The sequence below is a fragment of the Marinifilum caeruleilacunae genome (assembly GCF_013141825.1).
GTDB classification, from domain to species: Bacteria; Bacteroidota; Bacteroidia; order Bacteroidales; family Marinifilaceae; genus Marinifilum; species Marinifilum caeruleilacunae.
Genome location: NZ_RZNH01000008.1, coordinates 113386 through 138921, shown reverse-complemented (window position 1 = coordinate 138921; position 25536 = coordinate 113386). Strand labels below are relative to the sequence as shown.

Genomic DNA, 25536 nt, shown 5'->3' with positions numbered 1-25536 from the left:
TTGAATTAACGATTCCTTAAACAATTTATTCATGCCTCTTCTTGAAAAGGAATTAGTTTTGCCGCGGGATATTAAGAAAATATGACATCTTATTTTCATTAAGATTACATACTACTAAAAACAAACCATAATGAAAGGAAAGAAATTATTTACTGGTGCATTGGCACTATTTTTAGGATTTGCTGCAGTAGCGCAGGAACAAACAGAATTTACGCCATCGGGTAAAGTGAATGGTAAAGTATTCTTTAACTACCACTACGATATGACAGATGGTGAAGAACAAGAAAGTAGCTTCGAAATTAAAAGAGCTTACTTTGGATACGATTACAATATCGCTAAAGGATTAAAAGCAAGCATTACTTTAGATGTAGGTAAAAATGATGGTGGTAGCGATTACACTGCTTACCTGAAAAAAGCACAGTTGGAATGGAAAGCTTCTTCAGCCGTCAAAGTATCTCTTGGTATGATTAGTACCATTCAATTTAAAGATCAGGAGAAATTCTGGGGGTACCGCTACATCATGAAATCGTTTAACGACCAGTATGGATTTGGTACAAGTGCAGATTTAGGTGTAAAGGCAAGCTTTAAATTAAGCGATGAGTTATCGGCAAATGCTTTTGTTATTAATGGAGAAGGTTACAAGAAAGTACAGGACGAAGATGGAAAACAAAAAGCTGGAGCAAGCTTAATTTATAAGAAAAGTGGATTTATTGCAAAAGTATATGCAGATGCCAATTCGGCAAAAGTTGTTGATGAAGGTGGAAATGAAGATGATGTTACTGTATCAGCTTTAGCTTTATTTGCAGGATACAAATTCTCAGATAAATTCAGATTGGCTGCAGAATACAACAAATTAACCAATGGAACCAAATACTCTGCAGTAGCAGAAGATCACGATATGGAAGGTGTATCGGTATATTCAACTTATACTTTCAATAAAAAATGGGAAGTATTTGGAAGGTACGACTACCTGACTTCTAATACACTTGAAGGTGAATCAGAAAAATGGAATGCTAAGAACGGTAGCGCTATTGTTGCCGGTGTTCAGTATGCTCCGGTTAAGAATGTTAAAATGGCATTCAATTACCAGGGCTTTAACTTCAAACAAGATGCATTAGATACCAACTCTTTGTTGTATGTAAATCTTGAATTCAAGTTTTAAAAAATACTATTCACTAGATATATGAAGGAGTATCCATTAGGATACTCCTTTTTTATTGACTTTGTATGAATAATTTATTATTGATCTATGGTTTCAAAATATTACATTTAGCTAGCAAAACAAATAACCCTAAACAACCGATTATGAAAAAATACTACCTATTTGCTTTCTGTTTGCTCTTAACAGGAAGTCTTTTCGCACAAAATTCCAACGATTTAAAACTTAGTGTAAATAAAGGATCTATAAAAATGGCAACTGAAGATGGTCAGTTTTCATTTGGAATGGGAGGACGAGTATATATGGATGCTGCCTCTTATTTTGATGATAAAACAGATCTGGGAAGTGGTACAGAGATAAGAGATATCCGTCTGTTAATGAAAGCGGACCTGTGGAAGAAATGGAATGCAAAAATAAACATTGGCTTCGCCGATGGATCGGTTTCGCTTAAAGATGTTTGGTTGATGTATAAAATCAACAAAAATAGCTTTGTTCGTGCAGGTCATTTTCTGGAACCATTCGGGATTGAGCAAACAGAGAGTTCTAAAACCACCAAATTTATGCATGCCGCAAGTACGGTTGAAGCATTTCGTCCGGGAAGAAATTTAGGAATTTCGTATGCAACCTGGGGCAAGCAGGTATTTTGGGAAGCTGGTTTGTTTGGTAGCGATACCAATAACAAAACTGCAGGTGATGAAGGTTATGGTTTGACCTCTCGATTTGCATTTGCTCCGGTTCAAAATGAAAGTGGAATTTTCCATGTAGGGATGTCTGGAATTTATAGAACTGCTGATGCAGCGGGTTTTAACGAGTTGGGTGAAGAAAATCCAAAATCGATACGTTACCGCTCGCGTGCAGCTACCCATATCGAGAAACGTAGGTTTATCGATGCCAAGGTTGGCAATGCCGATCATCAAACTAAGATAGGATTTGAAATGATTGCTGCTACTGGTGCCGTATCGCTACAAACAGAATATATCAATGCAAATGTTTCCAGAAATATTGGTGAGGACTATACTGCTAATGGTTGGTATACCCAACTTGCTTGGTTGGTAAAAGGTGGCAATTACAAATACAAAATGAAATCGGCACGATTGGCCAAACCTGGTCCAGGTTCTGTAGAATTGTTGGCTCGTTACAATCAGACCGATTTAAACGATAGTGGAGCAATGATTATGGGTGGGAAACAGAAAGATATCACCATAGGTGGAACCTGGTATGTAAATCACAATATATTGGTGAAATTCCACTTTACAAATGTAGATTTGGATGAAAATGCATTGAATGGTGAAGAAAACTTTAACATGATTCAAACTCGTTTACAGTTCTCTTTTTAAACGATTTGCTTAAATTAATATTGAAGGAGGTGCTATTAAAGAATAGCACTTTTTTTTAGTCTATTATTTGTGTTTTAATGCAATAGTTTATTCTCATTCTAATCATATGTATTGTTATATTTGATGACTTATGTTATTAAATAACAATAGATCATGAAAACTTTTATTCTCTCTGCATTTTTCCTAATCATGATGGCTGGCAATGCAATGGGCCAATTGGATTCTACCCTAAGGTGGATTTTTCAAAATGATACCTGCCACTATCAGACCAAAAACAAGAAATTCAAATTAAAGTTTGGCGGAAGAATTTTTGCAGATGCTGCCTACTACATTGAAGACAAAACCGAATTGGAGAGCGGTGGGGAGATTAGAGATCTTAGGTTACGCCTGGATCTTTCCTATGCTAAAAAATGGAGTGCCAGTATTAATGTTGATTTCTCGGAGATGGAATCTGAGATGAAGGATACTTACATTCGATACGACATCAATTCGAAAAGTTTTCTTCGGGGAGGATATTTTTATGAACCATTTGGGATTGAGCAAACAGAAAGTACCAATTCAACGCGATTTATGCATGTGGCAAGCACAGTTGAGGCATTAAGACCGGGACGAAATATTGGGGTTGAATACAAACGATGGGATGACTTCTATTATGTTGGAGCAGGTGTTTTTGGCGATTTGGAGTTTAATGAGGAGGAATACTCTCCTTACTATTACTATTGGGGTTTTAGTAATCGTGATGATGATGACAATGAAATATCAGTAAGTAGATATGGTATATCTGCTCGTGCTGTGGTACTGCCCGTGTTATCGAGCTGGAGTATATTGCATATTGGTGCTTCGGGAAACTATTGGGTAGAGGATAAGGAAGACAGAACGCTTCGATTCCAATCCAGAGCTGCCACTCATATTGAAAATGATAGACTCATTGGTTTAGAGGTAGAACACATCAAATCTCAAATGATGTATGGATTGGAATTGATCTGTACAAGTGGAGATTTATTGGTTCAAACCGAATTGATTAAAAAGAAAGTATACAGAGAGTCGAATTACGATGACTACACTGCCGAAGGATGGTATGTTCAATTTGGATATATCCTAAAAGGGAACAGTTACAAGTACAACAGGCAGTCGGCTCGTATATTTCAACCAGGCAAAGGAACAATTGAACTTGTTGCCCGCTATAACGAAACTGATTTAAACGATTCTGGAGTTTATAATTTTAAGGGAATGGGAGGAAGACAAAGAGACTATTCCCTTGGTGCTAACTGGTATATTAGTAGAAACGTACTGATGAGGTTGAACTATACTAAAGTAGATTTGGATCGATATGCGATGAATGGAGAAGAGAGTATCCATATGATACAATCAAGGCTACAATATTCTTTCTAAAAAATGAGATGATGCAAAATACAAAGGTCGATTTAAACAATCGGCCTTTTGCTGTTTTCAGCCAAGCGTTAGTCCATTGTAATTGTATATCTTTGCTAAATGGATAAATTACAAGCCGAACAGGAAAAAGAATTTATTAAGAAAATTTTTATCGATGAAATTGGTCGATTGCAGAGTGAGGGATTCCATTTCTTTTCATTTATCATGATGGGTCAGGCCATTGAAGCCTTGGGATGTTTTCTCGATAATAAACCACTGAAAGCACGTGCCCAATCGTCAAAAAGATTCTCAAAATCGCTGAATATCTTAATGGGCAACGATTACCGAAAAGTGAACAAAGATCATTGGTTATACGATAGGTTGCGAAACCAGCTGACTCATTCATTCGTTCCAAGTAAGTCTTTACTATTATGTTCGCGCGCAAATCAGCCCGAAGCAGAGCATCTTGAATGGTTAGATGACAGGTTGGTGCTAGTGGCTGAAGAGATGTATGAAGATTTGGTAAAAGGCTGTAATAAATTATTTGGCATGATTGATAAAGGAAAAGTGCCACTGAAGAAAATTGCTGCATCGCCCGAAGAATTGGGCATTAAATAAAAGTATGAATAGAATAAATCAAGTTATAATCCTTGGTGCAGGTAACCTGGCTACCCAACTGGCCATTGCACTGAATGATGCTGGTGTAGATATTTTGCAAATTTATAGCAGAACAAAAGAATCGGCTTCGGCTTTGGCCCAAAGGGTAAATGCAAATCCGGTAACGGAACTGAATAAAATTCAAAAAAATGCCGACCTCTATATTTTTGCTTTAAGTGATAAGGCATTACAGCCTGTATTGGATCAATTAGCAATTCCAATCGGAAATGTAGTACACACCGCCGGAAGTATTCCAATGGATGTATTCGAGAACTACTCCGAAAACTACGGGGTATTTTACCCTTTGCAAACCTTCTCGAAAAATCGGAAAGTAGATTTTTCTAAAATTCCGATTTGTATTGAAGCCAATAGCGAATATTTTCAGGAAGATTTGTTTCAATTGGGAGAGAGGATTTCTGACAACCTGCATGAAATCAATTCAGAACAGCGTAAGCAGCTTCATCTGTCTGCGGTGTTCACTTGTAATTTTGCCAATCACATGTACAGCATAGGTCAAAAATTACTTGCTCAAAAAGAGGTTGATTTTGACCTTTTGAAACCATTAATTGAAGAAACGGCGGCAAAAGTACAGGAGATGGATCCAGTTTCGGCTCAAACGGGACCTGCAGTTCGTTTCGATGAAGAAATCATGACAAAGCATGAGAATGAGCTAAAAGATATACCTGATTTTCAAAAATTGTATAGATTTGTCAGTGAAAGCATTTTTAAGATGCACTCAAACAAAAAATAGAATTACTTATACACAAAAAAATGGCGTTTTTTAAAGAAGATTTAATGAAAGTTAAAGCTTTCATTTTTGATGTTGATGGAGTATTATCGAATGAATGTATTGTGATTGATTCAAGTGGAGAAATGCTTCGCACTGCCAATACAAAGGATGGATATGCCATTCAATATGCAATCAAAAAAGGATATCCGGTTGCCATTATAACAGGAGGAGTTTCTGATGCGGTTGAAAAAAGATACCGTGGTCTTGGTGTGAAGGATATTTACATGGCATCAAAAAATAAAATCAAGGATTTTGAAGATTTTATTTCAAAACATGATTTAAACCCTGATCATATCATGTATATGGGAGACGATTTGCCAGATTTTGAGGTGATGAAAAGAATTGGAGTTCCTACCTGTCCGGCCAATGCTGTTGAGCAAATAAAAGCCATTTCAAACTACATTTCGGATAAAGATGGAGGATTTGGATGTGTGCGCGATGTAATTGAACAGGTATTAAGAGCCCACAGCAAATGGTACGAGTCTGATACAAATATTCAAAGCATATAAAATCAAAAGAGATGAATAAATATCTGAAACTCATTCGTTTCCCCAATTTATTGATTATTGCTTTGGTGCAATATGTAATGCGTTATTTTATTATACAGCCCATTTTGGGAATCAACAGAATAAAACTACAGTTTTCAGATATAGATTTTGCCATATTGGTTTTGGCTACTGTGTGTATGGCCGCAGCTGGTTATATCATCAACGATTATTTCGATACAAAGGCCGATCGCTTTAATAAAAAAGATGTAATTGTAGGAAGAAAAATAACCCGAAGAATTTCTTTGGCTTTGCACCAGGTATTCACCGGGCTTTCAATTTTGCTTGGCGGATATGTTTCTTATAAAGTAGGGCATTGGCAATTTGTTTTTATCTTTTTTATGGCTGGCGGCTTACTTTGGTTTTATTCTACATCCTATAAGTATTACTTTCTTTTGGGAAGTGTGCTAATGGCAATGATTGTTGCCGCAATACCATTATTGGTTGTGATCTACGAAATTCCGCCCTTAAACAAGACCTATGCTGACGTGTTGATGGCTTCCAAAACCAACTTTAACTACCTGTTGTATTGGGTTGGAGCTTTTTCGTTTTTCTCCTTTTTTGGTGTTTTAATTGGTCAGTTTATTAGAGATATACTTTCGCTTAAAGGCGATAGGGAAATTAAAAGGCAAAGTTTACCTGTCGTAATTGGCCTAAAATGGACAAAAGTTGCAATTGTAAGTTTGATTGTATTTTTATCGGCTTCGGTGTTTGGTGTATGGTATCAGTTTCTGAATGCTCCTGTCGATAAAATCACGCCTTGGTACTTCGCCATATTAATAATCCTTCCATTGCTTTTATTAATTTATCAGGTAGTTAAATTTAAAGAAGGAGAATTATTTAAACTGGGTAAATTTTTATTGCGTTTTGCCTTTTTAGCAGGTATATCCTATGCTTTTGTAGTAAACTATATCATTAATCAATTGTAATTGATTAAGGCATTGGTAGTCTCTATCAATCAAATCAAATGAGGGTGAATTCATAATTCATCATTAATAATTTATAATTAAGAAAGAACAATGTTGAATAATCTTAAAGATTATCATATCATATTAGCCTCTCAATCACCTCGAAGGCACCAGATGTTGAAAGAGTTGGGATTGGAATTTGAAATCAGAACAAAGGAAGTTGAAGAGCTATATCCTGATGGTTTATCGCCAGAAGAGATTCCTGTTTACCTGGCAGAATTAAAAGCTTCTGCTTTTGAATCGGATTTTACAAATAACGAATTGGTAATAACAGCCGATACCATTGTGTGTGTGGATGATTGGATTTTGGGCAAACCGAAAGACAGGGAAGATGCCTGCAAAATGTTGCGAGCATTGTCTGGACGATCGCACCAGGTAATTAGTGGCGTTTGTTTGAAAAGCAAGAGTAAAAAAGTAAGTTTTGCAACCACAACAAATGTTCATTTTAAAGAATTATCGCAAGAAGAAATAGATTATTACATCGATAATTATAAACCATTCGATAAGGCGGGAGCTTACGGCATACAGGAATGGATTGGATTTATAGGAATTGATGGAATAGAAGGATCTTATTTTAATGTTGTAGGCTTGCCAATACAACGACTATATGAAGAATTATCAAAATTCTAATGAATGATTATTTATAACTCATAATTTATAATTTAAACACAACCATAAACGATGACTAGAAAATTTAAATTGATTTTATTGGTAGCCATTCTACTAATTGGATCAAATGTAAGAGCGGATGAGGGAATGTGGATTCCAATGCTTTTAAAGAAATACAACATTGAAGACATGCAGAAAGCTGGTTTCAAGCTGACTGCTGAAGATATTTACGAAGTTAACCAGGCATGTTTAAAAGATGCCGTGGTTGGTTTGGGTAGAGAGGGAAGACCTTTCCGCCATTTCTGTACCGGAGAATTGGTTTCTGATGAGGGCTTGATGATTACAAACCACCATTGTGGATATGGAGCAATTCAATCGCACTCTACTCTTGAACGTGACTATTTGAAAGATGGTTTTTGGGCAATGAGCCGCGAGGAAGAATTGGCAAATGAAGGAATTACTGCTTCATTTTTAATTCGTATGGCCGATGTTACCGATAAAGTATTGGATGGTGTAACTGAAGACATGAAAGAAGCTGATCGTCAGAAATTAATTAAAAAACACATTAAGGCAATTGTTGAGGATGCTGAGAAAGATACCCATTACAGAGCAAGTGTAAAGGCATATTTTAATGGCAATCAGTACTTCATGGCGGTTTACGAAATTTTTAAAGATGTTCGTTTGGTAGGTGCTCCTCCTTCGGCAATTGGAAAATTTGGTGGCGATACCGACAACTGGATGTGGCCACGTCATACAGGTGACTTCTCTATGTTTAGAATTTACGCTGGCAAGGACAATAAGCCTGCATCTTATGCGAAAGATAATGTACCATTGAAGCCAAAGCAATCCTTCAAAATTTCATTGAAAGGTGTAAATCAGGATGATTTTACAATGGTATTTGGTTATCCTGGTACAACTACAGAGTACCTTACATCATATGCTCTGAAAATGATGACAGAGGTGGACAACCCACACAAAATCAAAATCAGAACCAAGAAATTGGATTTGATGCGTGCAGATATGGATGCTTCTCCATTGGTGAGAATTCAATATTCGGCCAAATATGCAGGTGTGGCTAACTCATGGAAAAGATGGCAAGGTGAAATCAAAGGATTGAAGCGATTGAACGCCATTGAGAAGAAAGAAGCACTTGAAGCGAAATTTGAAGAGTGGGCGAACTCTACTCCTGAATTAAAGAAAAAGTATGCTGGTATCCTTTCTAAAATGAAAGCCTATTATGCAGAGGTTACTCCTCTTAGTTTGGCAAGAGATTATGCTATGGAAGCTGGATTCAGAGGTGCTGAAACTGTAGGATTGGCAGGTAAGTTTAAGAATTTGTCAACCTTTAAAAAAGAAGACGCAGACAAGGTTCAGCCAGAGGTTGAGAAGCTAAAAAAAGATGCTGTTAAGTTCTATAAGAATTTTAACTTACCAACAGAGAAGAAGTTGTTGGCAGCTACCTTAAAAATGTATAACGATAATATTTCTGATGAATTCTTACCAGAGGAAATCAAGAATATCAAACTTAAATACAAAGGCGATTTTGAAGCTTATGCTGAAAAAGCTTTCGCGAAATCAATTTTTGCAAACCAGGAAAAGTTGGAACAATTCCTTAATAACTATAAGCCATCTCAGGCTAAGAAGTTGAGCAAAGATCCTGTATTTGTATTGTCTAATAGTATTTCATTCCTTTACGGTTCGAAAATTGCTCCTGCTTATGGCAAAATCATGAATCAGATTGATAAGCTACAGCGCACCTATATGGCAGGTTTAATGGAAATGCAACCAGAGAAAGTATTCTATCCTGATGCAAATTCTACTTTCCGTGTTCATTACGGTAAAGTATCAGGTTACAAGGCAAGAAATGCCGTTCAATATGAGCACTACACTACTCTAGAAGGAATCATTGAAAAAGACAATCCTGAAATTTTTGACTACGATGTGCCTCAAAAATTAAGAGACCTGTACAAATCGAAAGATTTTGGTGACTATGCAAATGAAAAAGGTGAAATGCCAGTTTGTTTTGCGGCAACCAACCACACTACAGGAGGTAATTCAGGAAGCCCGGTTCTAAATGCAAATGGAGAGCTTATTGGCTTAAATTTCGACCGTGCCTGGGAAGGTGTTATGTCTGACCTGATGTACGATCCTGAGATCTGTAGAAACGTATCTCTTGACATTCGTTACGTGCTATTCATTGTTGATAAATTTGCAGGTGCAGGCTACCTGTTGGATGAAATGAATATCGTGAAATAAAAACGTGGAATAGATTCACATTACAATAAAAAAAAGGAATTACTGATTTAGGTAATTCCTTTTTTATTGATAATTAAACAGGCCTGAAAAGAGTAAAATAGAGTTGATGTTGTATGTGGCCTGCTTTCTTTAACTTCTTTTAAAGTTAACAATTCACACGAGAAAACAATGCTTTTTGGAGCTTCTTCTTTGCAAGAAAAAATGGCTGTTTTAACAGATTTTCCCTAACTAGTTGCAAGGCAGGTAGTAATCTTTTAAAGGGTTGATAAAAAGAATTGGGTTTTTCTTTCTGCGCAGGTATTTTTTAATCTCTGGAGGACCAAAATACTTATTCAGTAATCCGTCATTCTTCTGCGAAAGCAACACCATCAAATCGGAATCGTATTGTTCCGAGAAAGAATAGGCATCCTGTCTTAACCAATTGCTACTCCTCAATGACTTTTCAATTTTATAGTCAAAATTGAATTGTTCATACATTCTTTTGGTAAATATTAGTGTGGCTTTGATTTTTTTTCTGGCACCTTCTGCTTTATGAGTAGCGGCAAAAAGATGGATTACTGCCTGGTTGAACCTTCCGAAATAACTTGCCCAAATCATTTTCTCCTTTGTTTCTCGCTTAAAATCAACCGGAACGGTGATGTTTTGATACCTGCAATGTTCATCGGTGTGTTCTCCAATAAGTATGCTGGGAATACGCGCCCTGTATAAATACCTAAAAACCTCGCTTCTTTTGAATGATGACAAAGATCCTTTTGGGAATTCTGTAACGATAAAGATGGCTTCAAGCTGTTTTATGGTATTGTTGGGCTCAACCGAAAGATTGCCAAAATTCACCATTTGGTATGTAATTTTCTCGCTATTTAGTTCGTCGATAAGCTCAAAAGGAAGTTCCTGACCATTATTTCTTGAGGGAATACTTACAAAAGCTACATGTGCTTTAAATATCGAAGCCAGCTTAAAAGCATGTACTATTGCCTTTCTAATGTGATTGTTATCTTGAATAAAAACAAGGATATGTTGTGTTTTTCGCCCCATTAATTAAAGAAATAAATTGCTAAATAAGCAGAATGAACCTCTGCCTACGACGAATATACTTAAAAAAATGATCTATTCTCATCCGAAAATGAGATAATCGGCTTGTCTTAATTTTTTGTAATATTTAGAATTATTATCGTGAAAATTAGGGCAGTATTTTTATTTAGAATCGATAGTTAAATTCATGTTATTTAGACTAATTATGTATTTGATCTAAATAGCGCTATTCCTTTATATATCATTTATTAATATACCTCAAATTCTTATCTTAGTGCCGTTAAGAAAGAGTAGAAAGATAAACATAACTTAATACTGCGATAATGGTGAAAGTGGCAGATGTGGTTGATAAACTTAATGCACGTGTTATTTGTGGAGAGTGTGATTTAAACCAGGAAGTTCAATTTGGATTCGCTTCAGATTTAATGAGTGACGTACTAACAATAGATACAGAAAATCTTCTTTTAATAACAGGTTTGAATAATCTGCAGACCATTCGTACATCGGAAATGTCTGACATTTCTTTCATTTTGTTTGTAAGAGACAAGAAAGTAAGTGAAGAAATGAAGCAATTGGCATGTGAAAACGAGATGACTTTAATTGAGTGTGGACATTCAATGTTTAGAGCATGTTCTGCTCTGAATGATATTGGTTTAAAGCCTGTATATTAATAAGGGGAGAATGGAATTTAAATTTGGAATAGAAGGCGGTAATTTTTCTAAGGCAGGATCAGCTTCAAGTGAAGTAAAAAAGATTCTGAAGCAGTTAAATGTAAATCCAAAAATTATAAAAAGAACTGTTGTTTCCTTGTATGAGGCCGAGGTAAATGTTGTGGCTCATGCCTTCGAAGGAAACATGAATGTAGAAATCGATCCTGAAAAAATCGTTGTTAAGATTGAAGACAAAGGGCCAGGTATCCCGGATATCAATCAGGCAATGCAGGAGGGATATTCTACAGCTACTCCACAAGTGCGCGAAATGGGATTTGGAGCTGGTATGGGACTTCCAAACATTAAACGCAATTCCGATCAAATGAACATTAGCAGTACAGTTGATGTTGGAACACAAGTTGAAATTATAAATTATTTGAGCTAGTAGAATGGAGCAAGTTCATTTTTATCACGCATTAAAAGTAGTTGACGAAGTGTGTATTGGATGTACGCACTGCATGAACGTGTGCCCAACTGCCGCTATACGTGTTAAAAATGGTACTGCAGATATCAATAAAAATGCCTGTGTTGATTGCGGAGAGTGCCTTAAAGCCTGTCCGGTAAATGCAATCATTGTTGAGCAGGATGATTTTACTCAAATCTTTAATTACAAACAAAGAGTTGCACTATTGCCAACGGTTTTATTAGGACAGTTTCCTGATGATGTTTCGGAAGTGCAAATTTACAACGAGATTAAAGATCTGGGATTTACCCATGTATTCGAAGTAGACGGAGCTGTGGATGTACTGATTGATTCGACAAAGAAATACATGCACAAGCACTACCAGGAAAGGCCATTTATTTCAAGCTTTTGCCCTGCTATCGTAAGGTTAATACAGGTTAAATTCCCCGCTTTGGTTGATCATATCATTCAGTTAAAACCTGTAATTGATATATCAGCCCAGTTTTATCGTAAGAAGTTAGAAGATAAAGGTTATAAACAAGAAGAAATAGGGATATTTTATGTAACTCCTTGTGCTGCTAAAATTGCTGCTGTAAAGAGTCCTGTTGGAGAAGAGGTTTCACTGATTGATGGTGTAATCAATATGGATTTCATTTACAATAAGGTGTTGTTGAGTATCAAAAACAACAAAAAGGAGACAAAGAAATATCCTGAGAACATACACATGTCGCGCAGAAGCATTGGCTGGACATTAACTAATGGTGAAGCAGCGAGATATTCGGGACGTTGTTTGGCAATCGATGAGATCCATAACGTAATTGAAGTGTTGGAAAAATTAGAGAACGAGGAGATCACTGATGTAGATTTCCTTGAACTTCGCGCTTGTGACCATTCATGTGCAGGAGGTGTTTTGGCAACGGAGAATCGTTTTTTGGCCATTGAAAGATTGAGAAAACGAGCCGCCTGGTATCATAGGAATAAGCCAATGATTTTGCCAGAAAGAGAGATTGACCTGTACAAATCATATTTACAGGAAAATATTTCAATTAATAAAGTGGAACCACGATCGATACTTAGTTTAGATGAGGATATGATGGTGGCCATGAAGAAGATGAAGAAAATAAATCGCATTATGAAAGTTTTACCCGGAATCGATTGTGGAGCCTGTGGAGCACCACGATGTCAGGCTTTGGCCGAAGATGTGGTTCAGGGAAATGCTAAAATGACTCAATGTGTTTTTCTTCAAAAAATGTTGACCAAAGAAGGTCTGATTTCACCAAATGAATCTTTTGATATTTCGGAAGACACATGGGGAAAAAGCAGGTTTGAGAAAAAGAAACTAAACGGATAGATCATGACAGTACAAGATATAGTTGAAAAATTAGGATTGAAAGTTTGTTCGGGAGCAAATGGATTGAATCGTGAAATTGAAGGAGGTTATACTTCGGATTTATTAAGCGATGTAATGGGAAATGCTGATGAAAACCACATTTGGGTGACATTGCAAACGCATAAGAACATTATGGCCATTGCTTCATTAAAAGAACTGGCTGCTATTGTTTTGGTGAAAGGATATGAACCTGAAGAAGATGCAGCTGAGCAAAGCAATGAGGAAGGAATTCCAATCTTATCTTCGGAAGAAGAAGCATTTGAACTAACTGGAAAGTTATTTGAAATTATAAATCAGGCAAAGTAGAATGAAGAAATATCGGGCAGATTTGCATACGCACACTGTTTTATCTCCCTGTGGTGACCTGGAGATGAGCCCGGTAAATATTGTTCAAAAAGCCAAAGAACGTGGAATTGACATATTGGGAATAACGGACCACAATTCAACCTTACATGCACCGCTTATTAAGGAATTGGCTGCAAAGGAAGGAATTATGGTTCTGATGGGAGCCGAGGTAACCACCAAAGAGGAAGCGCATTGCTTGTGCTTTTTCGAGGATGAGGATAAACTTTCGGAATTTCAGGAATACCTCAATCAGCATTTGCCCAAAATACCTAATGATGAAAATAAATTCGGATATCAGGTAGTGGTAAATGAGAAAGAAGAGATTGTAGATGAAATAGAATGTCTCTTAATATCAGGATTGAATCAGAGTATTGAGAAAATAGAAAGTAAAGTTCATGAATTAAATGGACTGTTCATTCCGGCTCATATTAATAAAATGATGAACAGCATCATTAGTCAGTTAGGCTTTTTGCCGCCCGATTTGAATGTTGATGCCTTGGAACTTTCGCATCATGTAACAAAAGAGGAGTTCCTAAAAAAGAATAAGTATTTGAGCAAATACAGCTTTATTAAAAGTTCGGATGCTCATTATGTAGAAAATATAGGAAATGCCTGGACAAACTTCTTTATGGAAGATTTAAGTTTCGAGGAAGTGAGAAAGGCATTAAGGTCGGAAGAGGGCCGAAAAATTGAAATAGAAGAATGAAAGATTTGTCGATGCATATTATGGATATTATCCAGAATTCGGTAAGAGCCGAAGCATCTTTGGTTGAATTGAAAATTAAGGAAAGTGTAAAAGACGACCTGTTTTCAATTGCAATAAAAGATAATGGCTTTGGAATGTCCGAAGAGGTATTGGCAAAAGCCATTGATCCATTTTTTACTACCAGAACAACCCGAAAGGTTGGTTTGGGCTTGTCATTGCTAAAGCAAAATGCAGAAATGACAGGAGGGAAAATGGAGATTAGTTCGAAAGAAGGAGTTGGGACTGAGTTGGAAGCAATTTTTTCTCACAAACACCTTGATCGACCTAGCTTAGGAGACATTGCAGGAACCATGGTTTTGTTGGTGGGTGCAAATCCCGAGATGGACTTTTTTTATCAGCATATCACCGACGAAGGAGAGTATGTTTTTGATACAAAAGAAGTAAAAGAAGTTTTGGATGGTATGCCGGTTTCAGATCCGAATATCATGCAATACTTGAAGGAAATGATTAAAGAGAACCTAAACACATTATAATATAGATAATTAAATTCTAACCTTTAATAATTTGAGATTATGGCAAAAGTTAAATCCCTTGCAGATCTGAAGAAGATAAAAGAAGAGCTGCATGCAAAGATGGATCTTAGGGAGAAGAGCAACGATCCGGAAGCTCAGGTGCAGATTAAAGTTGGTATGGCAACTTGTGGTATCGCATCGGGAGCAAAAGAGGTAATGGAGTTTCTAATTGAAGCTACAGCCAAAAGAGGTATTAGTACAATTGTAACTCAAACAGGTTGTATGGGATACTGTTATGCAGAACCTACTATCGAAGTTACAATTCCAGGTAAAGAGCCTGTTGTTTTTGGAGATGTTGATCTTAAAAAAGCTGATGAAGTGATTGAAAAATACATCAAACAAGGCGAATTGGTAGACGGCATTATTCCTGTTAACTACAAAACTATTGACAACTAACAAAAGAAAACGCAATTATGGAAAAGTATAAAATGCATATTCTTATTTGTGGCGGTACAGGATGTCGTGCATCTGCAAGTGAGGCTATTCAAAATAATCTACAGGACGCTCTAAAAGCGAAAGGGCTTGAAGAAGAAGTTCAGGTAGTAATGACAGGTTGCTTTGGATTTTGTGAGAAAGGACCTATCGTAAAAATTCTTCCTGATAATACCTTCTACATTGAGGTGAAGCCTGAAGATGCAGAAGAACTTGTAGAAGAACACATCGTTAAAGGTCGTAAGGTAATGCGTTTGCTTTACACCGATCCTGATAAAAAGGAAGTGATTAGTGATTCTAAAAACATGGGTTTCTATAAGAAGCAGATTCGTATCGCGTTGCGTAACTGTGGTTTTATTAACCCTGAAAATATTGACGAATACATTGCTACTGAAGGTTATGCAGCCCTTGGTAAATGTTTGTCAGAAATGACTCCTCAGTCAGTAATTAATGAAATTAAAGAATCTGGTCTTCGTGGACGAGGAGGTGGAGGTTTCCCAACTGGTTTGAAGTGGGAATTTGCATCTAAAAATGACGCCGATCAGAAATACGTGGTTTGTAATGCCGATGAGGGTGACCCAGGAGCATTTATGGACCGTTCTATCCTTGAGGGAGATCCACACTCTGTGTTGGAAGCTATGGCAATTTGTGGTTACACAATGGGTGCAGATAAAGGTTTAATCTATATCCGTGCTGAGTATCCTCTTGCGATTGATCGTTTGAAAGTAGCTATTAAACAAGCCAGAGAATACGGTTTGTTAGGTAACGACATTATGGGTTCAGGTTTCAACTTCGATGTTGAAATGCGTTATGGAGCTGGTGCTTTCGTATGTGGTGAGGAAACTGCTTTGATCCACTCTATGGAAGGTCTTCGTGGTGAGCCAACTGTAAAGCCTCCATTCCCAGCTGAGTCTGGTTACAACGGAAAACCTACAAACGTGAACAATGTTGAAACATTTGCGAACATTCCGGTTATCATTAACAAAGGTGCAAACTGGTTCAACAAAATTGGTACTGAAAAATCTACAGGAACAAAAGTATTTGCTCTTGCAGGTAAAATCAATAACGTTGGTTTGATCGAGGTTCCAATGGGTACTACTCTTCGCGAAGTAATTTACGAAATTGGTGGTGGTATCAAAGATGGAAAGAAATTTAAGGCGGTTCAAACCGGTGGTCCATCAGGTGGTTGTTTAACTGAAGCACACCTTGATACTCCAATCGATTTTGATAACCTTCTTGCTGTAGGTTCTATGATGGGATCGGGTGGTATGATCGTAATGGATGAAGATGACTGTATGGTTTCTGTTGCGAAATTCTACCTTGACTTTACTGTAGAAGAATCATGTGGTAAGTGTACTCCATGTCGTGTAGGTAACAAGCGTTTGTACGAATTGTTGGATAAAATTACCGAAGGAAAAGGTACGAAAGAAGATCTTGACTTGTTAAGAAACTTAAGTACTGTAATTAAAGATACTTCTCTTTGTGGTTTAGGACAGACTTCACCAAACCCTGTTCTTTCTACAATCGAAAACTTCTATGATGAGTATATCGCTCACGTTGAGGAACACAAATGTCCATCTGGTCAGTGTAAGGCATTAATGCAGTATGTAATTGATCCTGAGCTTTGTGTTGGATGTACTCTTTGTGCTCGCAACTGTCCGGTTGATTGTATTGCCGGAGATCGTAAGGAAGCTCACATTATCGATACCGCTAAGTGTATCAAGTGTGGTGCTTGTATGGAGAAATGTAAGTTTAATGCGATTAGCATTCAGTAAGGAGGATCTTAAAATGGAAAAAATGATCAAATTAACCATTGATAATAAACAAATAGAAGTACCTCAGGGAACTACTATTTATGAAGCTGCAAAGCAGTTAGGAATCGAAATCCCAACGCTTTGTTATATGCACTTGGGTGATATGGGCATTGAACACAAGCCTGGCGGATGTCGAATTTGTGTTGTTGAGGTTGAAGGACGTCGTAACTTAGCGCCTTCTTGTAACTCAAAATGTGAAGAAGGAATGGTGATTAATACTCACAACATGAGAGTATTAAATGCACGTAAAACTGTAATGGAGTTGATGCTTTCTGATCACCCATTCGATTGTTTGGTTTGTGCTAAATCAGGTAACTGTGATTTACAGACTATGGCACACCAGTTTGGCGTTCGCGAATTACACTACAAAGGTGAGCAATCAACTTACAAGGTAGATTACTCTCCATCTATTATCCGTGATATGGATAAGTGTATCATGTGTCGTCGTTGTGAAACCATGTGTAACGATGTACAAACTGTAGGTGCACTTTCTGCTGTAAACAGAGGTTTTGAATCTGTAGTAGCTCCGGCTTTCGAAATGGATTTGGAGAAATCAACTTGTACGTACTGTGGTCAGTGTGTGGCAGTATGTCCAACTGGTGCATTAACAGAGAAAGATCACACAAACCAGTTGATTAGAGACCTTGCTGATCCTAAGAAAACTGTTGTAGTTCAAACTGCTCCTGCTGTTCGTGCTGCTTTAGGTGAAGAATTCGGAATGGATGCTGGTACTTTGGTAACTGGTAAAATGGTTTCCGCACTACGCAGTTTAGGTTTCGATAAAGTATTCGATACTGATTTTGCTGCCGACCTTACAATTATGGAGGAAGGAACTGAGTTGCTAGAGCGTTTACAGAAGCATCTTGATGGAGATAAGGACGTAAAACTTCCTATCTTAACTTCATGTTGTCCGGGTTGGGTGAACTTCTTCGAGCACCATTTCCCAGATATGAAGGATATCCCTTCTACAGCTCGTTCTCCACAGCAGATGTTTGGTCCTATTGCTAAGAACTATTTGGCGAAGCAAATGGGTATCAAACGTGAAGATATGATCGTTGTTTCTATCATGCCTTGTTTGGCTAAGAAATACGAGTGTCAGCGCGATGAGTTCAAGGTTGATGGAGATCCAGATGTAAACTACTCGATCTCAACTCGTGAGTTAGCCAACTTGATTAAGCAAGCAAACATGGACCTAAGCACTATGGCTGATGAAGATTTTGATAATCCTTTAGGAGAGTCAACAGGTGCTGGTGTTATTTTTGGTGCTACAGGTGGTGTAATCGAAGCTGCAGCTCGTACTGCATACGAAGTTTACACTGGTAAAACTCTTGAAAAAGTTGATTTTGAAGCTTTACGTGGCATGGATGGTATCCGTAGCGCAACTGTAGATTTCGATGGTCTTCCAATTAATATTGGTATTGCTCACGGTCTTGGAAACGCTCGTAAACTTCTTGAAGATATCCGTGATGGTAAATCAGAATATCATGCAATCGAAATTATGGCTTGTCCTGGTGGTTGTATTGGTGGTGGTGGTCAGCCATTGCACCATGGCGATTCTTCAATTCTGAAGAAACGTGCAGCTGCTCTTTATCGTGAAGATGAAGGTAAGGCAATCCGTAAATCGCACGAGAACCCATACATCATTAAACTGTATGAAGAGTTCTTGGGTAAGCCATGTAGTGAATTATCTCATAAACTGTTACATACTCATTATTTCGATAAGAGTAACGAAATCGAGATTGAATAAATTATTTTGAACCATCGGGATTTTAAAATCCAATTAATATAAGGAGTTTATATTATGGCAAAAATTAAATTAGCAAAATCCAAAGTTGATACACTTGTGGAGATTTGCAAATCATTTGATAATGATGGAGCCGAGTTGATTAATGTACTTCACAAGGCTCAAGAGACATTTGGTTACCTGCCTGCAGAGGTTCAGGAAATCATTGCTCGTGAATTGAACGTTTCTGTTGCTCATGTTTATGGTGTAGTAACATTTTACTCATTCTTCTCTATGGTACCAAAAGGGGAGTTCCCAATTTCTATCTGTATGGGAACCGCTTGTTATGTAAGAGGTGCTGAGAAAGTTTTAGAAGAGTTTAAGCGTTTATTAGATGTTCCTGTGGGTGAAACTACAGAGGATGGAAAATTCTCTATTAGCTGTCTTCGTTGTGTTGGAGCTTGTGGTTTAGCACCTGTTGTTACCATTGGAGAGCGCGTTTATGGACGTGTTGCTGCTGGTGATGTAGCAGATATCATCAAAGAGTATCAATCGTAAATTACTGAATTGATATATCCTAAAACCTCCGGCATTGTGTCGGAGGTTTTTTTGTTAACGTTTATTAACAAGTAAAAGTTAAAACTTGTTAAATATGTCGGATAATACAAGGCAAATACACTACTTTTTTGGCTGCTTTTAGGCTTAAATAGTGCACAAAATATGTATCCCTATACATGATGTAAAAGAGGTTAAATTGGTGTTGTAAGCAGTTTTCTGCCATTGGGAATAAGGAATAAGGAATAATGAATTGAAGCAGATCTGATGTGCACTTCATTTCCATGTGGGCATAAAAAAAAGCCGTTTCGTAAAGAAACGGCTTTTCTGATCTTATAGATTATTTTCTAGTTGTCATTATCATCTTCATCCATTGTTGGGTTGAATTCCCAGGTATCATCAAAATATGCACCTGAACCAACAACAGTACCAGTAGTAACAAAACCTCTATTGTTCAAGCTAAATGCAACAGCATCTTCTCTTGACGCAACTTCATCTTCCAAAGAAGTTTTCTCATCCCAATCATCTCTTGTTGGATCGTACTCCCAAACTTCTCTTGATAATCCAGAGTTTCTACCTGTAGCAATGTAACCTTTACCGTTAATTACAAAAGAAATAGCTTGAGAACGCTGAACGTCTTCCCAATTGTTATCATCGTCAAGATCTTCTTTTCTTGTCCATCCGTTTGAATTTTCACTTACTTTAGTTGGGTCGTACTCCCAAACATACTTTAAGCTATTTTCACCAGAAACAATGTATGCTTTGTCGCTAATTACAAATACAGTAGAGTTCTTTGATTTTTCACCGTCGAAGGCAATCTTAGTCCAAGAACCATCAAATTTGTAAAAGTCCTTAAGGTTGTTTCTGTCTTCACCTTCCTGGAAACCGTATCCTGTTCCAACGTAACCAATGCCTTGAATTGTAAATGCAACTGCACCTTGTCTTGCTGAAGGACCATTAGTCATGTCAATCGCAGTAGGATTCCATGTGTCTGTAGCTGGATCGAATTCGTAGAAATCATCAAGTCTCTCATCGTCATCATCAACACCAAGTCCAACATAAACTTTACCGTTAGCTTCAAAAGCTACAGCTTCTCTTCTTGGAACACCAGGGAATTCGCTTGCAATTCTACTCCAACCATCCTGAAGGCTGTATTTGTAAAAAGTTTTTAAGGCATCCTTTCCATCATAACCTGTACCAACGTAAGCGTAATCACCAATAACAAAGCTTACAGCACCGCTTCTAGCACGTCCTTCGAAAGAAGAGCTTTTAATCCAGTTACCTACTAAATCATTATCGCTACCACAGCTGGTAAAAAAGAGAGATAATGCAAATAATACTATTAATAATCGTTGTTTCATTTGTTATGATTTTATCAATTAAATTTAAATTTTTCTAGAACTGTTTAAGTGATCCTATTTTATGTAGACGACAAATATAAAATAAAAATCCATAAGATCATTTTTAGACAGTAAAAATAAGCGCCATTTAACAATTTTTACCAATTACAGAATTAATTAGATAGTCTAGATATTTTATTTATATTTGTGCGTTATCCAAATTTTTGAGAAGGGCTATATTGTAATCATAATTATATCTTTGCTCTTATATTAATATGATTAGTACCTTAAATGATGAGAATGAGAACAATCAATGTACTTTTATTTATTTCTATACTAACTTTTTTTATTAGCTGTAACTCTGATAGCTATGAGGAACATGAAATCGGAGATAATCTGATTGATCAAACAACGGATGTTTCCCTGGTAGATACTTTCTCGATTGAGAGTTCCACTGTTATTATGGATTCTGTGATTACTTCTGGCTATACTTCGGCTACTCTAGGAAGGTATGATGATGAATATTTAGGAGATGTAAAGTCTGAGTACTATGGGGTACTAAGTTTAAATGGAGCTTTTAATAGAAGTTCGATTGATGGTTCGGTTGAAGATGTGCCGATTCGTTTCGATTCATTGGTATTTATTGCTTATCCTAGCGGTGAGTACTACGGAGACACATTGCAAACACAAAGAGTGATTATTAATCGTATTAATGAGGATATAGAATTGCCCGATAATGAATTTTCTTTTTTCGGTCATTCTAGCTTTACTTATGACAGCGAGCCTCTTTTAGATGCTGAGTTTGAATTAAACCCTATAAAGCAATCGGAATACAATGCAGATATCGATGCGCATAAAGAGGATTATTATGGGGAATATTTTGGAGAAGGTATCTTTATTAAAATGGAGAGCGCTGAAGCAATTGCTTTAGGGGAAGATATTGTTGAGAAGGTAAATGAGCAAAGTGATTCGGTAACTGAAAGTATTCAGTGGCAAAAGTACATGAAGGGTATTGTGATTCGTCCGGGAGACAATAACAGTGTAATGTTCCGAGTTCCTTTGGCCGATAATAGATTAAAATTAAGACTTTATTATAGCGATACTGATTATACAGATGCAGGAAAGCAAAAATTTCACGATTTTCCAATTTCAAGTAGTGGTAATAACGAAAGTTTAAGCTTTATGAACTACTCTTCTGATCGATCGGGAACACCTCAACAACTTGACAGATTGGTTGCACAGGATGTAGAACTTGCTTCAGAAGAAACAGACGACCTGGCCTTTATTCAAGGTGGTATTGGAATGTTTACAAAACTTCGCATTCCCCATATTGAGAATCTAAATACACTAGGTTTAACTGGAGGTATATTGGGTGCGGAATTGGTCATGTATCCGAAAGACAACAGTTTCGACGATGAAATGTTTTTTCTTCCTAAGGAGGGCAATGGTACACTTCGAGGAGGACATATCTTATACACAACCAATATCAGTCTTTATAATACGAACGAGAATAATAAATTCAACTCAGCTTTAATTTCAAGCTCTGCGAATAGTAATTTAACAATGACTTATGTAGAGAATCAGGCTAACGAAGATGAGTCGTATTATTCTGCAGATGTTACTTCTTTTGTAAATGATGTTTTAATCAATGGTCAGGAATATGATGATGCTTTATTAATAGGGCTTCCTGTGGAAACTATCGGTAATAACTTCGAACGTTTGATTGTTGAGAATGATTTGGAATCTGATTTTAGAATTAGATTAAGAGTTACTTACGTGATACAGCGTTAATAAGGATGAGTGAAAAAAAATTAGTTACACTATATATTATCAGATTAATGAAGAGCCTAAAGTCAGTAAAATCAATTGTCAGAATATTCCTATTGGTAATCATTGGATCAATTGCAATTTCTTCAAGTTCGATAGCACAGAATAATACCAGTTCTCCATATTCATATTATGGACTAGGAGAATTGATGACTCAAGATATTATTAATCCAACAGGAATGGCAAGTTTGTCGTACCGAGATGGTAGGGTTTTAAATATCAATAACCCTGCAGCGCTTACTCAACTCGATAGTATGACATTTATTTTCCAGTTGGGAATGGTTGCAAAATTTAGTAACCTAACACAAGGGAATGATAGCGATACCTTTAATGATTTAAACTTATCGAAACTGGCATTCGGATTTAAAGCATCGCCGCGTTATGGTGTGGCTGTTTCCTTATCACCATATACAAGTTTAGGATATGATATTACAAGTAGGGAATTGGTAGAAGGTTCGACCGACTATATCATTCGTTCTCTTCTTGGTTCTGGTGGATTAAATCAAGTAGTTTTCTCTAATGGATTTCAGATTACAGATGATCTATCATTGGGTGTGAATGGGATTTATATTTTTGGAAATAACTCGAGAGATGAAATTATTGTTCCTGAAGGAGGTTCTGGTTTTACCTATCAAAACCGATCAAAATTGATTTCTCAAGGTCTGCATTTTAATGTGGGAGCACAATATAAAATGGACTTTGCTGACAACTCTTTAATGCTGGGATTAAAATATCAACCTAAAATTGGAGTAAGTGCCAAACGTGTAGTTGAAGTAACAAATATAGGTTCTGTAAAATATGAAGATACCGATAGAGGTCGTTATGATGTTCCTGAATCTTATGGTGTTTCTTTAGGATTGAACAAAGGAAAACAGTTATGGATTGGTGCCGACTACTTGTTGGAAAAATGGAGTGAAACACAAAAGTTCGAAAAAGATAATTTGCTTTTGGATAGAAATAAATTCTCCCTGGCAACCATTTACAATGCCAATGATGGTTATGCAACCAAATTTTTCAAGAAAATGACCTATCGATTTGGAGCTTTTTATGATACAGGTTATATAGAAGTTCGCAACGAGAGAATTAAAACAGCAGGATTAAGCTTTGGTATTGGTATGCCATTGGCTCGAGGAAACGGTATGATCAATTTGTCTTTTGAATTTGGTCAAATGGGATCGACTAAAAATAATCTTGTTCGAGAAGATTTTGGAAGAATTAACATTGAAATGAATCTTTTCGAAAACTGGTTCTTCAAGAGAAAATACCAATAAAAATATACGGTGTTATACTGAAGCCCTTAGTGATAAACTAAGGGTTTTTTTTGTGCCATTTTTATCCTTGGACTTTGAATTAAAATAGAATAAAGAAAAAATAGACCTTAAACTCCAATTGATGGTATTTACAAGCAAATAATGATTAATTTTGTACTGAAAACTAACAAAATACTATTAAGTTGTATTGTATAGCAAACACAATATAACTTGAGATATACAGCGTACAACATGAAAATGATTTACAAACCTCAAGAGTATCGGATTAAGGATGAGAGGATGAAACCTTTTATCGATGAAGATGAAATTTGGGAGATGCTGAACGAAGCAGATGCATCAAAGGAAAATGTTCGTCGAATTATTCAAAAGTCGTTAGATAAGAATAGACTGAGTTTACAGGAAACGGCTGTATTGTTGAAGACAGAAGATCCTGAACTGATTGAGGAAATTAAAGAAGGTGCTCGTACTCTAAAGGAGAAAGTGTATGGTGACAGAATTGTAATTTTTGCACCTCTATACATTGGAAACAAGTGTACCAATAATTGTACTTATTGTGGATTTAGAGCATCGAATAAGAAACAAATTCGTACCACCCTTACACATAAACAAATTATTAGTGATGTTAAGGCACTGGAAGATAATGGGCAGAAGAGATTGATTTTGGTGTATGGTGAACACCCAATGTACGATGCCGATTTTATTGCTGATTCTGTTCGAACCGTATATGAAGTGAAATCAGGCCATGGAGAAATTCGTCGCGTAAACATTAATGCCGCTCCACTGGATATCGAAGGATATAAAAAAGTAAAGGATGCCGGAATTGGTACCTATCAAATCTTTCAGGAAACCTACAATCGCGAAGCTTACGCCAAATATCACATTAGTGGTAAAAAATCGGATTTCGATTGGCGCTTAACCGGATTAGACAGGGCACAGGAAGCCTTAATCGATGATGTTGGAATTGGTGCCTTATTCGGATTGTATGACTGGAAATTTGATGTAATGGGTCTTGTGCGTCACGTAAACCATTTCGAAGCGTGTTATAATGTTGGACCGCATACCATTTCTTTCCCAAGAATTAAGGCTGCTTCCGATTCTACTATCGATCCTAAATATGAGGTGAACGATGAAGAATTTATCCGATTGGTTGCCATTTTAAGATTGGCAGTTCCGTATACCGGTATGATTTTAACCGCTCGCGAATCTCAGGAAATTAGAGAAGAGGTGATTCGCTTAGGTGTTTCCCAAATCGATGCAGGAACAAATATTCAATTGGGTGGATATACCGAAAAATCTCGCGAAGAACAGAAATTGGATCACGAGCAATTCGAAATTGGCGATACAAGAAGTCTTGGCGAAGTCATTGACGAGTTGTTGGACAAAGAATACTTACCATCGTTCTGTACGGCTTGTTACCGTAAGGGAAGAACTGGAGAGCATTTTATGGAATTTTCGGTTCCGGGCTTCATTAAAAGATATTGTACGCAGAATGCTATTTTAACACTGGCTGAATATCTTGAGGATTATGGTACGCCTGAAATGAAAGAGAAGGGCTATAAATTAATCGAGATTAAAAAGAAAGAATTAAAGGATGTTCAGAAAGTAGAACAGCTTGAAGAACGCCTTGAACTTGTAAAAAAAGGGGAGCGCGACCTATATTTCTAAAGAATTCGATGGGATTTTGAGTTCATAAAATAGTGCTTTTTTCGTAACTTATAAAAGCC

The 25536-nt window shown here is 36.8% G+C and carries 24 protein-coding genes; 22 read left to right on the top strand and 2 right to left on the bottom strand.

Annotation, left to right across the window (positions count from 1 at the left end; all coding sequences use genetic code 11):
• Positions 1 to 130 precede the first annotated feature (130 nt).
• The 9 genes from ELS83_RS07235 to ELS83_RS07195 all read left to right on the top strand — a co-directional run bounded on the left by ELS83_RS07235 (position 131) and on the right by ELS83_RS07195 (position 9692).
• Positions 131 to 1162, top strand: coding sequence for an outer membrane beta-barrel protein (locus ELS83_RS07235; RefSeq protein ID WP_171594866.1), 1032 nt, complete (start codon positions 131 to 133; stop codon positions 1160 to 1162).
• 143 nt (positions 1163 to 1305) lie between these two features.
• The gene (locus ELS83_RS07230; RefSeq protein WP_171594865.1) at positions 1306 to 2496 is read left to right on the top strand and encodes an OprO/OprP family phosphate-selective porin; all 1191 of its coding nucleotides are present in this window, start codon (positions 1306 to 1308) and stop codon (positions 2494 to 2496) included.
• Positions 2497 to 2649: 153 nt separating this feature from the next.
• The gene (locus tag ELS83_RS07225) at positions 2650 to 3888 is read left to right on the top strand and encodes an OprO/OprP family phosphate-selective porin (protein WP_171594864.1); all 1239 of its coding nucleotides are present in this window, start codon (positions 2650 to 2652) and stop codon (positions 3886 to 3888) included.
• A gap of 99 nt (positions 3889 to 3987) precedes the next feature.
• Complete coding sequence (locus ELS83_RS07220; RefSeq protein ID WP_171594863.1) at positions 3988 to 4485, top strand: hypothetical protein; 498 nt, start codon at positions 3988 to 3990, stop codon at positions 4483 to 4485.
• 4 nt (positions 4486 to 4489) lie between these two features.
• Entirely contained in the window at positions 4490 to 5275 is a 786-nt protein-coding gene (locus ELS83_RS07215) for a Rossmann-like and DUF2520 domain-containing protein (protein WP_171594862.1), read from the top strand.
• 44 nt (positions 5276 to 5319) lie between these two features.
• Complete coding sequence (locus ELS83_RS07210; protein WP_249414416.1) at positions 5320 to 5823, top strand: KdsC family phosphatase; 504 nt, start codon at positions 5320 to 5322, stop codon at positions 5821 to 5823.
• A gap of 11 nt (positions 5824 to 5834) precedes the next feature.
• Complete coding sequence (locus ELS83_RS07205) at positions 5835 to 6788, top strand: UbiA family prenyltransferase (protein ID WP_171594860.1); 954 nt, start codon at positions 5835 to 5837, stop codon at positions 6786 to 6788.
• Between the two features lie 90 nt (positions 6789 to 6878).
• Positions 6879 to 7457, top strand: coding sequence for a Maf-like protein (locus ELS83_RS07200; protein WP_171594859.1), 579 nt, complete (start codon positions 6879 to 6881; stop codon positions 7455 to 7457).
• A 51-nt stretch (positions 7458 to 7508) separates the two neighbouring features.
• Positions 7509 to 9692 (top strand): S46 family peptidase, encoded by a 2184-nt coding sequence (locus tag ELS83_RS07195; RefSeq protein WP_171594858.1) that lies wholly within the window; start codon positions 7509 to 7511, stop codon positions 9690 to 9692.
• A gap of 228 nt (positions 9693 to 9920) precedes the next feature.
• Here ELS83_RS07195 and ELS83_RS07190 read toward each other — a convergent pair whose 3' ends face one another.
• Entirely contained in the window at positions 9921 to 10727 is an 807-nt protein-coding gene (locus tag ELS83_RS07190) for a hypothetical protein (protein ID WP_171594857.1), read from the bottom strand.
• 320 nt (positions 10728 to 11047) lie between these two features.
• Here ELS83_RS07190 and ELS83_RS07185 point away from each other — a divergent pair, with 320 nt between their 5' ends.
• The 10 genes from ELS83_RS07185 to ELS83_RS07140 are packed head-to-tail and all read left to right on the top strand — an operon-like array spanning position 11048 to position 19377.
• Entirely contained in the window at positions 11048 to 11395 is a 348-nt protein-coding gene (locus ELS83_RS07185) for a DRTGG domain-containing protein (protein WP_171594856.1), read from the top strand.
• Between the two features lie 10 nt (positions 11396 to 11405).
• Positions 11406 to 11819 carry an ATP-binding protein gene (locus tag ELS83_RS07180; protein WP_171594855.1) on the top strand — a complete coding sequence of 138 codons (414 nt, stop codon included), beginning with the start codon at positions 11406 to 11408 and terminating at the stop codon, positions 11817 to 11819.
• Between the two features lie 4 nt (positions 11820 to 11823).
• Positions 11824 to 13188 carry a [Fe-Fe] hydrogenase large subunit C-terminal domain-containing protein gene (locus ELS83_RS07175; RefSeq protein ID WP_171594854.1) on the top strand — a complete coding sequence of 455 codons (1365 nt, stop codon included), beginning with the start codon at positions 11824 to 11826 and terminating at the stop codon, positions 13186 to 13188.
• Between the two features lie 3 nt (positions 13189 to 13191).
• Positions 13192 to 13533 (top strand): DRTGG domain-containing protein, encoded by a 342-nt coding sequence (locus ELS83_RS07170; RefSeq protein ID WP_171594853.1) that lies wholly within the window; start codon positions 13192 to 13194, stop codon positions 13531 to 13533.
• 1 nt (position 13534) lies between these two features.
• A complete protein-coding gene (locus ELS83_RS07165; protein ID WP_171594852.1) occupies positions 13535 to 14278 on the top strand; it encodes a PHP domain-containing protein in 744 nt (247 codons plus the stop codon).
• Positions 14275 to 14811 carry a sensor histidine kinase gene (locus ELS83_RS07160; RefSeq protein WP_171594851.1) on the top strand — a complete coding sequence of 179 codons (537 nt, stop codon included), beginning with the start codon at positions 14275 to 14277 and terminating at the stop codon, positions 14809 to 14811. The genes ELS83_RS07165 and ELS83_RS07160 overlap by 4 nt, the downstream gene beginning before the upstream one ends.
• Before the next feature lie 39 nt (positions 14812 to 14850).
• The gene (locus ELS83_RS07155; protein ID WP_171594850.1) at positions 14851 to 15246 is read left to right on the top strand and encodes a (2Fe-2S) ferredoxin domain-containing protein; all 396 of its coding nucleotides are present in this window, start codon (positions 14851 to 14853) and stop codon (positions 15244 to 15246) included.
• 17 nt (positions 15247 to 15263) lie between these two features.
• Complete coding sequence (locus ELS83_RS07150) at positions 15264 to 17057, top strand: NADH-quinone oxidoreductase subunit NuoF (protein WP_171594849.1); 1794 nt, start codon at positions 15264 to 15266, stop codon at positions 17055 to 17057.
• A gap of 22 nt (positions 17058 to 17079) precedes the next feature.
• The gene (locus tag ELS83_RS07145) at positions 17080 to 18843 is read left to right on the top strand and encodes an NADH-dependent [FeFe] hydrogenase, group A6 (protein WP_283242721.1); all 1764 of its coding nucleotides are present in this window, start codon (positions 17080 to 17082) and stop codon (positions 18841 to 18843) included.
• A gap of 54 nt (positions 18844 to 18897) precedes the next feature.
• Positions 18898 to 19377, top strand: a complete 480-nt coding sequence (locus tag ELS83_RS07140; RefSeq protein WP_110360352.1) for an NADH-quinone oxidoreductase subunit NuoE family protein — start codon at positions 18898 to 18900, stop codon at positions 19375 to 19377.
• A gap of 344 nt (positions 19378 to 19721) precedes the next feature.
• On the opposite strand, the gene ELS83_RS07135 is transcribed toward ELS83_RS07140, so the two are convergent.
• A complete protein-coding gene (locus ELS83_RS07135) occupies positions 19722 to 20735 on the bottom strand; it encodes a Kelch repeat-containing protein (protein ID WP_171594848.1) in 1014 nt (337 codons plus the stop codon).
• A 279-nt stretch (positions 20736 to 21014) separates the two neighbouring features.
• Between ELS83_RS07135 and ELS83_RS07130 the strand changes: the two genes are divergently transcribed.
• From ELS83_RS07130 to hydG, 3 genes are all read left to right on the top strand, one after another.
• Positions 21015 to 22505: a DUF4270 family protein gene (locus ELS83_RS07130; protein ID WP_171594847.1), complete on the top strand. Its 1491-nt coding sequence runs from the start codon at positions 21015 to 21017 to the stop codon at positions 22503 to 22505.
• A 47-nt stretch (positions 22506 to 22552) separates the two neighbouring features.
• Positions 22553 to 23812, top strand: a complete 1260-nt coding sequence (bamG, locus tag ELS83_RS07125; protein WP_171594846.1) for a BamG family beta-barrel-assembly machinery protein — start codon at positions 22553 to 22555, stop codon at positions 23810 to 23812.
• Positions 23813 to 24043: 231 nt separating this feature from the next.
• Positions 24044 to 25477, top strand: a complete 1434-nt coding sequence (hydG, locus tag ELS83_RS07120; RefSeq protein WP_171594845.1) for a [FeFe] hydrogenase H-cluster radical SAM maturase HydG — start codon at positions 24044 to 24046, stop codon at positions 25475 to 25477.
• Positions 25478 to 25536 lie beyond the last annotated feature (59 nt).